Raw genomic sequence first — 15925 nt, forward strand, 5'->3', positions numbered from 1 at the left:
CTGAGTTAACCAAACCTTCCACATTCCCTGTCGGCCTGCCTATACGGCGCTCCCTAAATCCCGTTGAAGAGGGCATTCCTTCGCCCACCTTTGCCGCTATCCCGGACGACTTCCCAGCAGGTGAGGCACATTTCGCGATTCGAAGCCAAGATTCGGTCGTGGTGCGCCGTGCGGACGCCCAATCCGTCTGGTGCAGGTGGGCCTTTACGTCGTCGACGCGATGGGCGAGCCTCTTGTTGACGTCCGACTGCGCTCCTCCGACAATGCAACCGGTCTCGATCCTCAGACCGCATTGCGATCGACCGAGTACGGGCGCCCGTCGAGGAGGATCATCGGAACGTCCCGCCACCCTTGTGCTGCCACGGTGTCGGCGGCCATACGCCAGAAGGCAGACTCAACGTGGGAAGGTGGCCACGGCATGCGCTCGATAAGCTCCGATGACCAGAGACAGTCCCAGAGCAGGTGGAGGTCTCGCACGAACTCCTCTGGCGTCAGCGCCGCGACTTCTCTCGTGGCCAGTTCGACGGCCATGGCGAAATCATGATGGGGCAGCTTCTCGACGATGCCGCACACGACAAAGGCGCTCACGAGATCATTCACCGGAGTCGCCGGCGCAAGGACGCTGCGCGCTCCGGCAACCAGGGCAGCATTCGCCGCAGAGAGCGCGTCCCGTTCCCAGACACCGACAACGCTTGCTCCCGAGTCGCACGCGGCCAACACGACGTTGTCGAAGCCCACCAGCCAACGCTCGGCGAACAGATCCGAGAGCGACACACCCTGGCGGCCGATACCGAGACGGAAGTGGCCGCCGTCGTCGGAGAAGGATCCGTGGCAGCTCGCGATGAGAGTCGCCCCTGACCCGGGGGACCGCACGACCGCCGCCTGGCCGGGGGGCTCTCCAACCAGTGTCGTCGCCGGGCCGTCGTAGTGCGCACGGATCCAGGCTGCCTCCAGCCATGGACCTATCAGAGTCCCTGACCCGTCCCCGAGATGGAGGATCGGGGGTGGACCGGTTGGCATTTCTGCTGCGACGTCGACGAGGAACCGCGCGGAAGGGAGGTGCGCGGGTCGGCCGATTCCAGACGGACCGCCATGGGCGTGTGCGAAGGCGCGGTCGATGGCGATGAGCTCCTGCGGCGCGAGACCGTAGTCGATCAGGACCGGAATCGTTCCGGGCGCCACCCCCTGCCCCATGAGTTCGTCCCAGAACCGCGTCAGATGCATGTTCAATCGCACCTGATCCCCAATGATGCCGCGATCCAGTGAGATTGCGTTCACTCTCTCCCGCCCCAACCCAAGCAAGGTGAGGATCTTCCCGTGGACGAACTGGTACACGATGGGCCGCACCCTCGCTCGCTCGAGCACCACGGACGGGGAAAGGGGCACGAAGAACTCCGTCCACTCGTGCGCGTGTAGCCGGAGGAGGTCGGGCGCTCCAGGTCTCGCCGTGCCAGTACCCTCCGCATGGAGCAGAAACAGATAGCGCAATCGTCCCCGTTCGAGCGCGTCGATGGCGAGCTCCACCTGCCCCTGTTGGATCGCAACGAGGGCGATCGCGCGGGGCGCGTCGCCTAGATGGTCCTCGTACGCCGTGTTGGCGGTCCGATCCAGCAGTTCCCGATCCTGGAGGTGGACGAGCCGCTCCAGATCTTCCCGGAGCGTGGCGTAGGAACCCGACGCTATCGCGCTGCGGATCCGCACCTGGCGCAGCCGCGCTTCGATCGACCGAGGAAACGCCACGTCCAGGAGTGCGGTGAGCCGAGTGAAGGACTCCTCGGCTCGGTAGTCCTCCCTTTCGACGAGCAAAATCTCGCAGCGTGCCAGCTCCGCTTTCGCCCGGGCGGTGCCAGTGCTGTTCTCTGCGAGCGCTAGCAGGTCGTCTTCGAGATCTGACGCCAGCGGCCGCACCTCATCCATTCCGAACCGGGACGCGACCTGGACGACGCCGATGGCCAGATTGACCAGCATCTCGCCGGCGTCGAGCGTTCCCGATGCAGTGAGGTCCTGCAGCGTCCCTAACCAGAAGTGCGCGTCTTCGAGGTCGCTCACATCCACGGCTTGTGTGAGGGCGAGCGCGGCATAGTCCGCCTCGAAGCCAGCGCTGCGCACCTCGGCGCCGTCGTCGACGACCTTCGACAGCCAAGTTCTGGCCGTCGCTAGGTCGCCGGATCGACGCGCAGACTCACCGACCAAGTATGTCAAGAATCTCCGCACCCTCTCATCTGGGTGCTCGACGTGCCGCTCGTGGAGGCAGAGGACCGTCTGGTGAATCTCTGCGAATCCCTCTTGTGCGACGGTCCCAGAGTTCATGAAAACGATGAGCGTCCGGATCGCCTTGGCCAGAGCCTGTTCCTCACCGAGCTCGTCTCGCACCGCGTCGATGGCACGCAGCGTCGCCGTCAACGTCCGGCCGTTGGGCGGTGCAAGCAACGGACCGAGCTCGACCGGGACCTTGCCACGCCTCGGCGACGACGCATACGCACGTCTCGTGCGCGCGGCGAGATCCTCCCGATCTGAGTCAGCCAGGCCAGTTTGCGTCTGAGAAGACTCCAACAGGACGACGAGAATCTCCACCATCCCCGGTAGCGCAAGGTCACTGTCCCGGACCGAACGGTGCACCTCGCGCACCAGGTCGCGGTATTCCATCGCCCCCACTCCAGGGGCGAGCCCCACGGAGCGCATCCGCACGAGGAACTGCGCCAGCCACCGTCGGTCCTCATCGCCTGTCGTCCGATCGCGCCAGGCCGCCAGCATCCCGCTTAGTGCCTCGTCGGCTTTCCCGGCTGCAAGAGCCGCACGCACGAGGTCGGACAACGAGTAGGCGATATCGGAATCGCCTATGGCCCCGTCAAGGGCGTCGTGCAGCATCGCTCGGACGTCGCCGATGAGGTCGCGCCACTGGTCGGAGTCGTCCGTCGATGCCCGGCTCTCGATACGGTGGGCTGCTTCCACAATGAGGTTCCGCCACTCGTCGGTGTCACGACGCTCCTGGACAACTTCCAGAACGTCGCGCGCGGCGTCCGCGGCAGTACCGCCGTTTGCGGCATTTTGTATCAGATCGAACTGCTGGGCGAGGAAGGCCCCTTCCGCCGCGTTCCGCCCGAACATCTCGACGGCGTCGCGGAGATACGCGCGCGCCGCACGCCGGTATTCTCCTGGGATTCGCTCATCTCCGATCCGTGCCCGCCCCCGTAGGCGTGCCAAGTCCGCTTCTCGCAGCGGATCGGCGGCGACGCCCGTGATCGACGCGACGGCGTCCCCAAACTCGTCCAAGGCCATCGTCAGAGATTCCGCGTCGATCGCCCGACCAAAGACCACGACGAGCAGGGCCGGCGGAAAGCCGATGTTCATCATCAAACCGCAGAGGTAGAGCGACGCCCACTGACCAGCCAAGAGGGTTTCCTCCCCGCCGTTCCCGAGCGGATTCAGACGGCTAGCCAGCGCCCGTTCGAACGCTTGCTTCTCCTGGTCGATAAGAGGGTCGGCCCAGCTCCCTGGTGTCGGAGAGTCACCCTCGGCGTGAAAGAGGCTTTCGAACCACTCCCCGCCGGCCATCCGCCAAATTTGCAGCCGGTATCTTGCCCCGTCGCCCTCGTCGATCTCGAGCCGTGAGGCAGCGAGGGAGGACGACTGCAGAAGAAGCGCCACGATCTGATCCCGATAGTGTTCCCATATCCCGACGCCGCGCGGGATCCCGGCGAAGACAGAGGCCCACCGTCCGAAGGCCGCGGTGAGTTCACGCTCTGAGTCCGCCCGGAAAGTCTCGGCGATGCTCCGGTTCACCATCGCCAGCAGAATCCTCTCGGCGCGGCGGAGCGGGTCCTCTGGCCCGGCCCGACGGGCACTGTCCTCCGCATCTGCGAAGAAGCTGACCGCGCACTCCGACCAGTGGCGCCGCTGCTCCAGCTCGGGCGGATGCTGGGCGAGGGTCAGCGTGGCCTTGCCGAGGGCCTGGACAAGCAAGTCCCAAGCGTCTGGAGATCGATCCGCCAAAACGGTGCCATACTCGTCGAAGAAGGCCTGGACACGCGCAATTCCGTCCGGATCGAGCTCCGCCCCGCGAAACAGCCCCGCGAGTTCCGAGACAGTTCGGATCAGCTCCGCCGTGCCGTCCTCGCGGTCCAGCATGTCCCGTATCGACGCTGTCGCCGCCCTGACCGCATCGAACACGGCCGCGTCAGCGGTCCGCCCCTCGGGCGCAACGAACTGGTCGTCCATTCCTTGCTTGGTCGCCTCTGAGTCCATGCCAGATACCCTTCACGCCTGGATCCCGAAGGCTCAGCCTTGGGCAGTTTGCTCGTCGGTCACCGTGATCTTAACTTGTGGTTCGGCTCGGGTGAAAGCATCGAACAGCGTCTCTTCAAGTTCATCAAAAGACCTGTCGGAATCGGCCGAGACGAGGACAGTGGCTCTGGCCGTCGTTTGCGTCGCCACCGTGATTGTCACCTCGGACCCCTGGGCGGCTTTGCCCGCCCAGCGCCGAATCGCCGCGACGATGCCCTTTATTGTGGCCTTGGTCACCTCCGTGACGACCACCGTTGTCGCGGCGCTGACCGCGCCAATGATAATGGCGGGGAGTAAGTCGACGTCCACGCGATCCGGGCGGAACGCCGGGCGGGCCAGTCGTTTCTCAACTAGTTCGATCGACACCTCATGCGGCACTGTGACGAAAAGTTCGCTGCGTACGTCCATCGTCCTCCCTCTCTCTAATATTTCGCATTCTAGCTGTCCGGAATCGCGCGGACGTCCAGATTGAGGTCCATACACACCTCTGAGAACTTGATCGTTGTCCGCTTGGCAGCCGAGGATCTCGCTCAGGCAAACAACTCGTTTCGGCAACGTTCATCAGCTGTGGCCATCGGCGAGGCGCGCCAGACCCGTCTCGACGGTTGATTGTGGCGACGAAGGATAGTCGTTCTGTTTGTGGGCTTTCATGGCGGGTCCTGCCGTTGAGGTAGCCAGGCTCTATCTGGCGACGAACCCACTCGGGAAACCTACTTCTCTTGCGAACAACCAAGCCTCATGAGCTGCCCCGACGGCGTGACCGTCGCATCCTCCCCGCAGTCGGCCGGTTCACCTGGTGCACCTGATTGCCACAGAGTCTCAGAACTCTGTCGATCAGACGACGGAGGTACGCCCATGGCCACAAGCCCAGATTCCCGGGAAACACGGGATGCCAAGATCGATACGCTGCATGAACAGCTCACCGGCGCGGTCGAGAGGCTCGTCTCCGGTGCTGATTGGGCGCGCGCTCTGGAGTTCGCCGCGCGGTTCAGGTCGCGGTCGTTCAACAACACATTGTTGATTTGGACGCAGCACCAGTCGGCGTTCGAGGCCGGGCGCGTGCCCGATCCGACGCCTACTTACGTGGCCGGCTTCAAGCAGTGGCAGGCGCTGGGCCGTTCGGTGCAGAAGGGCCAGTCCGGCTACATGATCCAGGCTCCCGTCACTGCCCGGTTCGCTACCTCCACACCGCAGAACGCGGAGTCATGGCGTCGTCTGGAGCGTTTCGAGAAGCCGCGCCCTGGTGAATCTGTGCGCTCGAAGATGATCGGCGTGCGGCCTGCATATGTGTGGGACGTGTCGCAGACCGCCGGTGATGCGGTGCCCGAGCGACCGCACCCAACGCTATTGGAGGGCAAAGCGCCGGCCGGCCTGTGGGACGGATTGGCCAAGCTGATCGGCGGGCAGGGTTTCACGCTGATGCGCGTGCCACATGAGGGCATGATTGGCGGGGCGAATGGGCTCACCAACTACACCGACCATTCGGTCGCGGTGCGCGAGAACATGGACCCCGCCGCGCAGGTCAAGACGCTCGCTCACGAGCTGGCACACGTGATCCTGCACGTCTCGGGCAGGCCCGACGCGGTAGCGCACCGCGGCATCGACGAAGTGGAAGCCGAGTCCGTCGCCTTGATGATCGGCGCCGCGCACGGCCTGGATACCTCGGGCTACGCCATCCCCTACATCTCCTCGTGGTCGTCCACGGTGGAAGGCAAATCACCGGTGGAGGTCGTGCAGGCGACCGGCGAGCGCGTGCGCGCGACCGCGGTGAAGATCCTCGATGCGCTGCCAACGGTGCAGGTTGGTTTCGGTGACCCACCGGGACTGACTCGTGAGCATCAGGGCCGGGCAGTAATACGCGTCGAACCCGAGCGTTCTCAGGCCGAACCGAATACTGGCTTGCCGAAGCAGACGACGGAACTCGCCGGGTTGAGGAGCCTGTGATGGATGCTGCCGTCCTGCTCGCATCCGTCTCCGGTCTGCCGTTGCCCGCAGCCGCGCGGCGGTTCGTGACTGACGGCGTGGCGGTGTTCCCCTGCGTCCCGGGTGGGAAACGGCCGCTGACCTCGCATGGCTTCCATGATGCGAGCGTTGACCCTGCGCGAGTGGAATCCTGGTGGTCGCGGTGGCCCGATGCGAATATCGGTCTGCCCACTGGAGTGTCGGGGATGGATGTCGTCGACATCGACGTGCACACGCATGTCTCCGGGTTCGTTGCGTTCGAGCGCGCCCGCCGTCGAGGACTCGTTGACGGGTGGGTGGCGCTGGTGCGTACCCCTTCCGGTGGTGTGCATGCCTACTTTCCGGCGAATGCGTCTCATCCGCAATCGTCCTGGCAGGCAGCCACGGTGGGTATCGATTTCCGTGGGGCCGGTGGTTATGTCGTCGCCCCGCCGTCGAGCATCACCGCCGACGACGAGCGGGCCGTGTACGAGCTGATCGCCCGGGGGAAGTCCTCACCGAGGCCGGTGGATGCGAGGGCGTTGCGGGAGTTCCTCAACCCACGGCCGACCGTATCCATGATGCCAACTGACGGCGTTCGAGCGGATGCGAATGTGGCGCGGCTCGTGGGCTGGGTGGCCTCGCGCGGTGAGGGCGAGCGAAATCGCGGCTTGTTTTGGGCTGCGTGCCGTCTGGCTGAGTCCGGCATTCGCGTCGACGTCGCGTGCTCGACACTGGGACCGGCCGCCGAGCACGTGGGACTACCTGGTGCGGAGATCGTCTCGACGATCCGTTCGGCTTACCGAGCGACGGATGGCGGGCGGGCGACGCACAGGCATGACGAAGTACCGCGACGTGAACCGCGACGAGCTATTGCACAGGTGCTCCCGTGAGACCGGGCGTCGCTACGCGGCGTGGTGGACGGATGCCGGTGGTGACGGCTATAGCGGGAACGGTGTTTATCGCAGTGGGGGCATTCTGGCTCTCGTTCACCGCGCTGGCGGACCTTGCCGAGCGTTCGGGCATTGGCGCCGGGCAAGCGTGGGCGTGGCCGCTGATCGTGGACGGAATCATTGTCGTCGCGACGGTCTCGGTCGTTGCCCTCGCGGGGCAGAGTGCGGCTTGGTATCCGTGGCTGCTACTCATGGCTGGTGCTCTTGTTTCGGTTGCGGCGAACGCGATTCATGCGATTGTGGCCGCCGATGTTGATGTGCCGGGCGTGCTTGCCGGTGCGGTCGCTGCTGTGCCGCCGCTCGTTCTTCTGGCGATCACGCACCTGACCGTGATCCTCACACGAACGTCGCCTGAACCGTCGTGCACAGGCGTGGCGCACGATGAGTTGTCCACCGATATGAGATTAGGCGGGCCATTCGAGCCCGAGCCAACCGCATTATTAGCTCGAGAGTTGGCCGTGGTCCTGCACAGCGAAGGTCTTTCCAACAGGGCAATCGCACGGGCGACCAGAGTGCATCCCTCAACGGTGGGGCGCTGGCTGGTATCAGCTGCTTCAGGGCCCCCGCAGACAATCCAAGAGCGTCCAACAGTGAGGCCAACCGATGAGACAGATTCTGACGATGCCCGGGCGTAGTGATCCGAGCGTGCTGGCCGCTGCCGCAGCCGCGGATACCGCCGCTCGCGAATCGAAGACGGCTGTTGAACGCACAGCGGAGGAGGCCGCACTTTGGGCTGTGCATGGCGACCCGTCGCATCGAAAGCCCGCAGCCTCCTCTGCTTCGGTCACACGGTGGCGTTCAGGGGTCGAGTGGGTGCGTGCCTCCGAGCTCTTATCCAGTGCGGGCGGCCGCGTAGCGGGTCGCGGTATCGACTTTCAAGCGGAACTGTCCCGGCGCGCCAGGACGCTGCCCGTTCAAGCGGCTGCTGCCAGCCGTCGGACGATTCGCGACCGCGCGCTCCGTCTACCGCCGGCGTCCGCGTTCGGCCGCCGCGGCGCATCCGCCCCCTTGCCGACACAGGCCAGGATCGGCCGGCGGTGATCTTCCCGTGAGCACTCGGCGAAAGGCCTCCGGCTCTGGGGAGCAGTCGTGCACCTGCTTGCCAGGAGGTGACCGGAGTATGCATGACTACAACGAACTGCGGCCCAGATTTGAGACATCCGAGGGCCTGCGCAGACTGTTGAATCGGATGGAAGCCTTGGGGCGAGACAGCTGGCAGCACGACCCTGAAGTCGCTGCTCTCATGGAACACATCGCAACCCGTTACGCGGCGCTGGCACGCAAGCATGGCCTCGACCGGTGGGATGCCGCAGCAGCCGCATTTGAGGCGATGCGCGCACCGTCCATTCGTAAAGCGATCGACCCATGGGCCGTCGTCACCCGTGCGGTGCAGGTGACGTTGATCGCCGAAGACCGCGCCAACGGGCTGCTGTGCTCCCCTCATCAGGCGCGCCGCCCGCAGTACTCGGTGTTCCACGACGCAGAACGGTTCAGTGATCGCGAGAACCCTCTCACCGACTACCATCACGCATTCCACGTCGATCCTGCTGGCGAGGACGATGCCCCGGATGCCGTGCCTTCGTCAAACGAGGACGGCTCGATGGGCGTGCACACAGCGGTGGAAGATACGATCGCTCTGTTCAGCGCGCTCGGGTGGCCGCCAGAGACGGCACGCGATGCAGTGGAATACGCGTGCGCCCGTCTGGCTGAGAGTTCGTCACGCCCCAGTGCGCATGAGTCCCTGCGCCGTGACAAGCACGCTCGCGCACTACTCGATCTGTCTTCTGAATCGTGGAATGTGCTCCTGCGCATTGTCCTCGGCAACCCTGACCCTGACCGGGCTCACACGTCGACGGGGCGGGGTGTGCTGCTTCGCCTGCTTGTCGGTGATCCACTACGCAGGCTGTTCGACGAGGACGACCTCGTTCTGGCCATCGGGCAATCTGCGCCGCACACGCTCCCTGGGGGTGAGCGACATGGGTAATTCATCTGGGTCGATTGGGCTGGAGCGCGCCACCGACTCCATCATCGTCGGCAACCGACACCGCGTCGACCTCGGTGATATTGACGCTCTGGCAACATCCATCAAACGCGAAGGACTGCTTCAACCGGTCACCGTCACGCCCAACGGAGTACTCGTCTGCGGAGCCCGCAGACTGGCTGCGCTGCGCAAACTTGGCATCAAGAAGGTCAATGTGTGGGTGCGTAACGGAATCTCCGATCGGCTGGGCGAGCTCATGGCCGAGCAAGATGACAACGTGCTGCACAAGCCGCTCTCGCAGACCGAAGCAGCTGCCCTGTACCGCGAGCTCAAGGAGGTCATCGCTGAAGATGCTGCGTCTCGTCAGCAAGCGTCCCGGTTCTCCTCTGATCAACAAAAGCCCAGGTCAGACGGTGCCGCCACCGTGGCGGCACCGTCCGCCGGCGACACCCGACAGCAGGCCGCGCGCATGGTCAGCGGCCGCAACTCCTACACAAGCCTGGAACGCATCAACGAGTTGCAGCAGATGGTCGACGACCCCACCCAAACGGATGCGGTGCGCGAGCAAGCCCAGGCTGCTCTGGACACCATCGACGAGGGAGGGTCAATCACTGCCGCCCAGCAACGTATGCATGCCGCGGTGTCGCTGGCTGAACTTGAGGCGTTTGTCGCCGATGCCACACTGCCCCGCAGCGTCCGGGATGCCGCGGAAGTTGCCGTAGCCCGCGTGCGATCTATCGAAGCGACCGCCCGTGCGGACGATTTGGAGCGAGTCGCCACCGAGGCACTCATACGCGTAAAGAGCGGGGCGAAGCGCAAGAGTTCGCAGCCCCGCACGCAGCTGCCCGACGACCAGCCAGCGCTGCACACTTTGCGCTCATTTGTGTTGATCTGGGACGACCTCGACGGTTGGCCAGGTCGCTACGACCCTGCTGTGATTGGCCCGGGCCTGACCGATGAGAAGTGGGAACAGTTCCTTGCGACGGTCGCCGCGACCAATGACTTCGCCGAGGCTGCCGGTGCTGCCCGTTCCGGCGCGGCCCGCACCGCTGACTGATCTCCCGGTCTCTTGAACGCCCCGGTGGGGCATGCGTACCTTCCCTGCGGCATCCCATCTGATGCTCACCCAGGGGAAGGACCTCGCGCATGAATATTTCCACTCGCCGACACCGCCGGCCGCCCATCATTCTGGCCGTTGCCGTTGCCGCCCTGCTCGCACTTGTCGGCATCGGCCTCTACGGGTTCGAGCACGGACCCGACTCGCGGAGCGATTCGTCTGCCCGGTCGGACGACATTCCGGCACCGACCGCGGTGTCGACCTCGGCGCCGATAGTCCCGGCACTCACCGCGATCACCGCAGCACCGCGGCCGATCGACCCGACCACCGACCCGGAGATGTTCGCGCGGCGGGTTGCTGAGGCGCTGTTCGCGTGGGACACCGCCAGTAACTACGGTCCCGTCGATCACGCGCAAGTCGTGGTTGATGTGGGCGACCCGACGGGCAACGAAACTGCCGGACTCGCATCCGACGTGCACGGCTACCTTCCCACGACCCAGGCATGGGCACAGCTACGGCAGTTCCAGACCCGCCAATGGCTGGACGTCGAAGCGGTAATTGTGTCCGATGCATGGTCGGACGCAGTCGACCAGGCCGTGCCGGGCCAGATCCTGCCGGGCACCATCGCCTACACAATCACCGGCACCCGGCACCGCTCCGGCAGGTGGGCCAGCGACCCCGTGGGCACCACGCACCCCGTCGCATTCACCGTCTTCGTCACCTGTGCGCCAGCGTTCGACACCTGCCACCTGCTGCGCCTCTCCGGCCTCGACAACCCGCTGCGATGAGGCGACCCGCATGAAGAAGCTCGCCATTGCGCTGGGGGCGGCGATTTTGCTCGCGCCGAGCATTGGCCTGCTCAGCGTTGGGCTGCTGTTCAACACCGCAGCCTTGGCCGCTGCCTGCGTCACCTCAAGTTCACTCGTCGTCGGGCCGATCCCCGACACCGTGACGGCCACAACGCGCAGCGGGCAGAAGGTCACGCTCAATCGGGACCAGCTGACGCACGCGGTGTCGATCATCTTTGCAGGCGGCACGACGGAGGGTGTGGGACGACCCGGCGTGATCATCGCGCTGATGGCCGCGCTCACCGAGTCCGATCTACGGATGCTGGCGAACCCATCCGCCTACCCGGAGTCGGCGAACTACCCCAACGACGGCAACGGCTCCGACCACGACTCACTCGGGCTGTTCCAGATGCGCCCCACCGCGGGCTGGGGAACCATCGCGGAGCTCATGGACCCCGGCTATCAAACACACGCGTTCTTTGGCGGGCAAACAGGCCCGAACTACCCCTCACCGCGCGGTCTGCTCGACATCCCGGGCTGGCAGCAAATGGACCCCGGAGCTGTCGCACAGGCCGTAGAAGTGTCCGCCTACCCCGATCGCTACCAGAACTATCAACCCGTCGCCGAAGCCATCGTCGCCGCACTCACCCTCCCTACATCGACCGACGGCGGGTCAAGCGCGCCGCCCGCGGACGCTCCCGAGACCTCGCGCGTCGTGTTCCCCCTGCCGTCGGGCACGTGGGTGCGCTCGGACGGATTCGGCGGCAGGGTTCACCCGGTCACCGGCGAGTGGAAACTGCACACCGGCACTGACCTCGCCGCGGCCGACGGCACTCCGATCCTCGCGATCGCCGACGGCGTAGTCACTCACGCCGGATACCTCGGAACCTACGGCGGACTCATCGTCATCGAACACACCGTCGGCGGGCAGCGTGTTGCCTCCGCGTATGCGCACATGTCGGAGCACGGCATTGTCGTGAGCGAGGGCGATCATGTGTTCGCCGGGCAGCACATCGGCGACGTCGGTTCGTCGGGCAATTCGACCGGCCCGCACCTACACTTCGAGATCCGCCCCGGCGGTAGAAACTCCCCCGCGATCGACGCTGAACCATGGTTGGCCGAGCACGGCGCGCAGGGCCTCAACGCAGCGTCGACGCCACAGTCCGGATGTGCGCCCGACACAGCTCTTTCAGCGATCGCCGGCACCAACACGACCGCTTCTGCATCAACGTCAAAGCCCTGACGTGAATCTCATGAATGTGTTCCCTGACTTCGGCGGCGTCGGCGGCGCCAGCGATCTACGCGCCATCGTTGGCGCACTGATGATGTTCGTACTCATCACCGCAGTGCTCATACTCATCGCCAGCGCGATCGTATGGGCCATCGCCTTGTCAAGCGGCAACTACCAAGCCGCGACCCGCGCCCGCGCCGGGCTGTTCGTCGCCATCGGCACGGCCGCTCTGGCCGGTGCTGGCGTAGCGTGGGTCAACTTCCTTCTCGGCGTCGGCTCGCAGCTCTGACGCCCGAGTAGTCGTAAGCATCGGCGAGTGTGCGTGTGGCTTCGATGACGTCGTTTGTGATGAAGTCGAGGTCGTTCATTTTGAGAACGCGTTCTACCTGTGGGAAGCGGCCTTCGAGGAGCCTGAAGTTGGAACGGCTCATTCGCTCGACGGAGGCGAACGCTTGGCATCGGCTAAATCGTCGGTGCATCCTGGCCATCTTTGGCGTTTCGAGACACCCACCTCGAGCGTATGACGCCCGGCGGGACGGGCTTAATCTCGGGCGGGTCATACGGGCATCACCTTCCCCCGCGCCCAGCGGTGCCGAGCCGCTACATGGGACCGTCCGCTGGCCGTCCGGCTTGCGGGACACTTTCGACATGATCTTTTGCGGATCATGCTGGAGACTGGGACTGTGTGTCAGCAGGGACGGCAGTTGCCGCCCCGGATCTGGAGCTGCGATGGGGGCAATTCGTGTCAGGTGAAGAGTGGGAATTTGAATCACCTTCGTACGCTCCGGCGACGGAGACAGATTATGCGCAGGGCAGGATGCCTGGCCGTTTATATATGTCGAAGACCTTCGCAAATCGCAATCCCAACTCTTCTGACCTTGGCCAGCCAAGTCGTTTCGTCTACCAGGTTTTTGATGATGACGGCACTGCCTCGTCGCTGCGACGAGAGGGCGAGGAGTGGATAGTCACCCCGATCGATGGAACCCGTACACAGATCAAGGTCCTAATTTCAAGAGAAGCAGGATCTCTCGTGGACCTGTGGATTCAACGCGTGCCAGCTGCCGGATCCGGAGCGGTAGTCAAAGAGCTCATACGAGTCCGACGTGAGGACGCAATTCGGTTAGCAGAGTTCTTTCGCCGTCTCATGCTCCTCGAACCCGACGGCGCCGATACCGGTATCAGGCTGGACGAAGAAACACTCTCCCAGCTGTTGAATAACCCCGAGTCGGCGAACCGGCTGTATGAAATGCAGGCCCCGGCCGTCCGCGCCCTTATCGCAGACGATGCGCACGCGCGGGATGTTGTTGCCCTCGCCGGTAGACGCGCGGCGCTCGAGCATTTTCGAAAAATGCTTAGCGACGACGCCTTCTTCGACTCGCTCGTTGAGGCGGGCAAGGGAAAAGAAGCAGTCTGGCAAGAGTTCTTTGAGGCCAATCCTTGGGTTTTAGGTGTCGGTCTCGGCACGCAGTTGTACACGTCGTGGTCAGAAGAGAAGCTGGAGCAGATCGTGAAAGGCCACTCCATTGCTGGGGACGGAAAGCGCGCAGACGCTTTGCTCCGCACTAGTGGGTTGATCCAATCCATGGTGTTCGCAGAAATCAAGCACCACCGGACACCTTTATTGAAGGGGGAATACCGCCCCAGCGTCTGGTCATTGTCAAACGATCTCGTCGGCGGTATCAGCCAGGCACAGGTTACAGTCCACCAGGCTGTCGCGGGAGTGGGTGAGCGAGTGGCTCAGCGAGATGCTGGTGGCTTCGAGATGGCGGACTTAACCTACCTAATCCGACCGCGTTCATTCCTGATCGTTGGAAGGCTTTCAGAGTTCCTGAACGATCGGGACCAGCACCATCCTGAAAAGATTCGCTCTTTTGAACTAGCACGGCGTCATCTTCAAGAGCCCGAAGTCGTTACCTTTGATGAGCTTCTAGCACGAGCGGAATGGATAGTCGACAACTCTGCCTGAACAAGGGCTTAGTCGTGGAGGACTGCTTGGTAAAGGTTGTGGTCTTGCCATTCCCCGGCAATTTGTAGGTACCGTGGAGCCATCCCGATCTGCCGGAATCCCGCCTTCAATAGCACCCGTTGCGAGCCGGCATTGTGCAGGAGAGTGCTGGCCTCTATGCGGTGAAGTCCGAGCTCGTCACGCGCCGTTTCGACGATCAACTGAACTGCCGCAGAGGCAAGCCCGCGTCCCGCGTAGGAGGTATCGACCCAGTAACCTAGCCCAGCACTCTGGAAGGGTCCGCGCACGATTCCGGCTAGGTTGAACCGGCCCACGAGGGTATCCTCGGCAAACAAACCCAAGGGATAGCCCTCGCCGGATTTCACCGCAACAAGGCGGTTAGCAATGTCCGAGGCTTGCCACGCCTCCGTGTAGTACTCCTCGGGACGCACCGGCTCCCACGGAGAAAGATACTCACGGTTGCGCACATACGCAGCGGCAAGCGCCGGCGCATCACTCGAGCGCAGTGTGCGCATGCTGACATTCTCACTAAGTTGACGAGGTTCAAACACCAATCAACAGTACCCGCCGCCTACTCCCGCTATGATTCCCGGTCAGGATTCCGTCTGCGGACAGTATCAGCAATCACGCTCCAACAGGAAAGATTCGTGGACTATCTCCTTTAGCCTTGGCTACGCTACAAGCGAGGCCGCCGCTGGCCGATCGGGGGGTCAAATGTCGTTGTCACTTCAGCCCGCAGGTGTGAAGGAGGCCGACGCATTGCCGATGCAGCCGATCGTGGCGCGCATCCGGCGTCTAATCGTGCTCGCTATGATCTCTGCACTTGGGTACAGCGCCTTTGCGACTGCGAGCAAGGGCTACTGCCCGGGCGGCGTGAATGCTGATGGCTCATTCATCGATGCGGCCGGTAACGCTACCGAGCTCGCGCCGAGCTGCATTAGCCTCACACTCCAACCGAGCGTCCTTATCTTTATCGGGATCTTCGCGATCGTGATCGGAGCACTTACCTTCGTACTCCGCCGGGCGCACGATGTTCCCGCCGCTCTGCGTTACCTCGACCGAGGCGCTGCCGCGGTCGTAATCCTGGTTGTCGCATCGGTCGCGATTAGCCAAATTTGGTTTGCGATGATCCCCATTACGGATTGGAATGGCGCAGGCCGATTCTTTTACCCATTCCCATTTGGTTCAGTCGATCTCGTCATCACTCCAATGCAAATTCAATGACCTTTCGAACGGATGGGTCAGGTGTCCGCATAAGGCCACTCAATGGACGCGAAGTGGCCATGATTAGGATCAGCGACAGTTGTCGTGGGCGAGCAGCTATGCCGCGATGTTCTGGCCTCGTCACTTCAAGTGCCACAGGCTGCGACCGCAGCTCGATAGACAGCGCGCACGTTGCCGAGATATTCCGCCTTCGTTAAGTTGCTGAGGGCGCCAGAAGTGGACCAGTTATTCTCGGCGGCATCGCTGGCGTCGCTGATTGAATAGCCGTCTCCGATGCGATCACATGTGAGGCGCATTGAGACGAGAAGTTGTTCGTCAGGTAGCCCGTCTACTCGCGAGTCGGGGTCTGATCGCAACGCGTGCAGGAACGCTTGTTCCTGATTTACACGTGTGAGGGACACGATCGCAGTGATGACGATCGCGACAACAGCGAGTGCGGCCACGATCGTGATCCATGTGCGTCGCTGGAGCGCTGGCGACGAAGCTGCCGAAGTGTGAGT

14 protein-coding genes are annotated in these 15925 nt (G+C 63.7%); 10 read left to right on the forward strand and 4 right to left on the reverse strand.

Annotated features, from left to right (window positions below):
• Positions 1 to 282 precede the first annotated feature (282 nt).
• Positions 283 to 4245: a CHAT domain-containing protein gene (locus ABD791_RS06490; RefSeq protein WP_345063615.1), complete on the reverse strand. Its 3963-nt coding sequence runs from the start codon at positions 4243 to 4245 to the stop codon at positions 283 to 285.
• A gap of 33 nt (positions 4246 to 4278) precedes the next feature.
• On the reverse strand, positions 4279 to 4692 hold the full coding sequence (locus ABD791_RS06495) for a hypothetical protein (protein ID WP_345063617.1): 414 nt from the start codon (positions 4690 to 4692) through the stop codon (positions 4279 to 4281).
• Positions 4693 to 5139: 447 nt separating this feature from the next.
• On the opposite strand from ABD791_RS06495, the gene ABD791_RS06500 reads away from it, so the two are divergent.
• From ABD791_RS06500 to ABD791_RS06540, 9 genes are all read left to right on the forward strand, one after another.
• Positions 5140 to 6228, forward strand: a complete 1089-nt coding sequence (locus ABD791_RS06500) for an ArdC-like ssDNA-binding domain-containing protein (protein ID WP_345063619.1) — start codon at positions 5140 to 5142, stop codon at positions 6226 to 6228.
• On the forward strand, positions 6228 to 7118 hold the full coding sequence (locus ABD791_RS06505) for a bifunctional DNA primase/polymerase (protein ID WP_345063621.1): 891 nt from the start codon (positions 6228 to 6230) through the stop codon (positions 7116 to 7118). Before ABD791_RS06500 ends, ABD791_RS06505 begins: the two co-directional genes overlap by 1 nt.
• Before the next feature lie 32 nt (positions 7119 to 7150).
• Positions 7151 to 7813: a DUF2637 domain-containing protein gene (locus ABD791_RS06510; RefSeq protein WP_345063623.1), complete on the forward strand. Its 663-nt coding sequence runs from the start codon at positions 7151 to 7153 to the stop codon at positions 7811 to 7813.
• Positions 7814 to 8298: 485 nt separating this feature from the next.
• Positions 8299 to 9162 carry a hypothetical protein gene (locus tag ABD791_RS06515; protein WP_345063626.1) on the forward strand — a complete coding sequence of 288 codons (864 nt, stop codon included), beginning with the start codon at positions 8299 to 8301 and terminating at the stop codon, positions 9160 to 9162.
• Entirely contained in the window at positions 9155 to 10216 is a 1062-nt protein-coding gene (locus ABD791_RS06520; RefSeq protein WP_345063629.1) for a ParB/RepB/Spo0J family partition protein, read from the forward strand. The genes ABD791_RS06515 and ABD791_RS06520 overlap by 8 nt, the downstream gene beginning before the upstream one ends.
• Positions 10217 to 10305: 89 nt before the next feature.
• A complete protein-coding gene (locus tag ABD791_RS06525; protein WP_345063632.1) occupies positions 10306 to 11004 on the forward strand; it encodes a hypothetical protein in 699 nt (232 codons plus the stop codon).
• Positions 11005 to 11014: 10 nt separating this feature from the next.
• On the forward strand, positions 11015 to 12247 hold the full coding sequence (locus ABD791_RS06530) for a M23 family metallopeptidase (RefSeq protein ID WP_345063635.1): 1233 nt from the start codon (positions 11015 to 11017) through the stop codon (positions 12245 to 12247).
• 10 nt (positions 12248 to 12257) lie between these two features.
• On the forward strand, positions 12258 to 12524 hold the full coding sequence (locus tag ABD791_RS06535) for a DUF6112 family protein (protein ID WP_345063638.1): 267 nt from the start codon (positions 12258 to 12260) through the stop codon (positions 12522 to 12524).
• A gap of 396 nt (positions 12525 to 12920) precedes the next feature.
• Positions 12921 to 14201, forward strand: coding sequence for a Shedu immune nuclease family protein (locus ABD791_RS06540; RefSeq protein ID WP_345063640.1), 1281 nt, complete (start codon positions 12921 to 12923; stop codon positions 14199 to 14201).
• A gap of 8 nt (positions 14202 to 14209) precedes the next feature.
• Here ABD791_RS06540 and ABD791_RS06545 read toward each other — a convergent pair whose 3' ends face one another.
• Complete coding sequence (locus ABD791_RS06545; RefSeq protein ID WP_345063643.1) at positions 14210 to 14716, reverse strand: GNAT family N-acetyltransferase; 507 nt, start codon at positions 14714 to 14716, stop codon at positions 14210 to 14212.
• A gap of 199 nt (positions 14717 to 14915) precedes the next feature.
• Between ABD791_RS06545 and ABD791_RS06550 the strand changes: the two genes are divergently transcribed.
• Positions 14916 to 15425, forward strand: a complete 510-nt coding sequence (locus tag ABD791_RS06550; protein WP_345063645.1) for a hypothetical protein — start codon at positions 14916 to 14918, stop codon at positions 15423 to 15425.
• 125 nt (positions 15426 to 15550) lie between these two features.
• Here the strand turns inward: ABD791_RS06550 and ABD791_RS06555 are convergent, their stop codons facing one another.
• Positions 15551 to 15868, reverse strand: a complete 318-nt coding sequence (locus ABD791_RS06555; RefSeq protein WP_345063647.1) for a hypothetical protein — start codon at positions 15866 to 15868, stop codon at positions 15551 to 15553.
• Positions 15869 to 15925 lie beyond the last annotated feature (57 nt).

This window comes from Glaciibacter kafniensis (assembly GCF_039538945.1).
Lineage (GTDB): Bacteria > Actinomycetota > Actinomycetes > Actinomycetales > Microbacteriaceae > Cryobacterium > Cryobacterium kafniensis.

Coding starts and splice junctions, on each gene's coding strand:
- ABD791_RS06490 (WP_345063615.1), bottom strand. CDS start 4,245: ATGGACTCAGAGGCGACCAAGCAAGGAATGGACGACCAGTTCGTTGCG.
- ABD791_RS06495 (WP_345063617.1), bottom strand. CDS start 4,692: ATGGACGTACGCAGCGAACTTTTCGTCACAGTGCCGCATGAGGTGTCG.
- ABD791_RS06500 (WP_345063619.1), top strand. CDS start 5,140: ATGGCCACAAGCCCAGATTCCCGGGAAACACGGGATGCCAAGATCGAT.
- ABD791_RS06505 (WP_345063621.1), top strand. CDS start 6,228: ATGGATGCTGCCGTCCTGCTCGCATCCGTCTCCGGTCTGCCGTTGCCC.
- ABD791_RS06510 (WP_345063623.1), top strand. CDS start 7,151: ATGCCGGTGGTGACGGCTATAGCGGGAACGGTGTTTATCGCAGTGGGG.
- ABD791_RS06515 (WP_345063626.1), top strand. CDS start 8,299: ATGCATGACTACAACGAACTGCGGCCCAGATTTGAGACATCCGAGGGC.
- ABD791_RS06520 (WP_345063629.1), top strand. CDS start 9,155: ATGGGTAATTCATCTGGGTCGATTGGGCTGGAGCGCGCCACCGACTCC.
- ABD791_RS06525 (WP_345063632.1), top strand. CDS start 10,306: ATGAATATTTCCACTCGCCGACACCGCCGGCCGCCCATCATTCTGGCC.
- ABD791_RS06530 (WP_345063635.1), top strand. CDS start 11,015: ATGAAGAAGCTCGCCATTGCGCTGGGGGCGGCGATTTTGCTCGCGCCG.
- ABD791_RS06535 (WP_345063638.1), top strand. CDS start 12,258: ATGAATGTGTTCCCTGACTTCGGCGGCGTCGGCGGCGCCAGCGATCTA.
- ABD791_RS06545 (WP_345063643.1), bottom strand. CDS start 14,716: ATGCGCACACTGCGCTCGAGTGATGCGCCGGCGCTTGCCGCTGCGTAT.
- ABD791_RS06550 (WP_345063645.1), top strand. CDS start 14,916: ATGTCGTTGTCACTTCAGCCCGCAGGTGTGAAGGAGGCCGACGCATTG.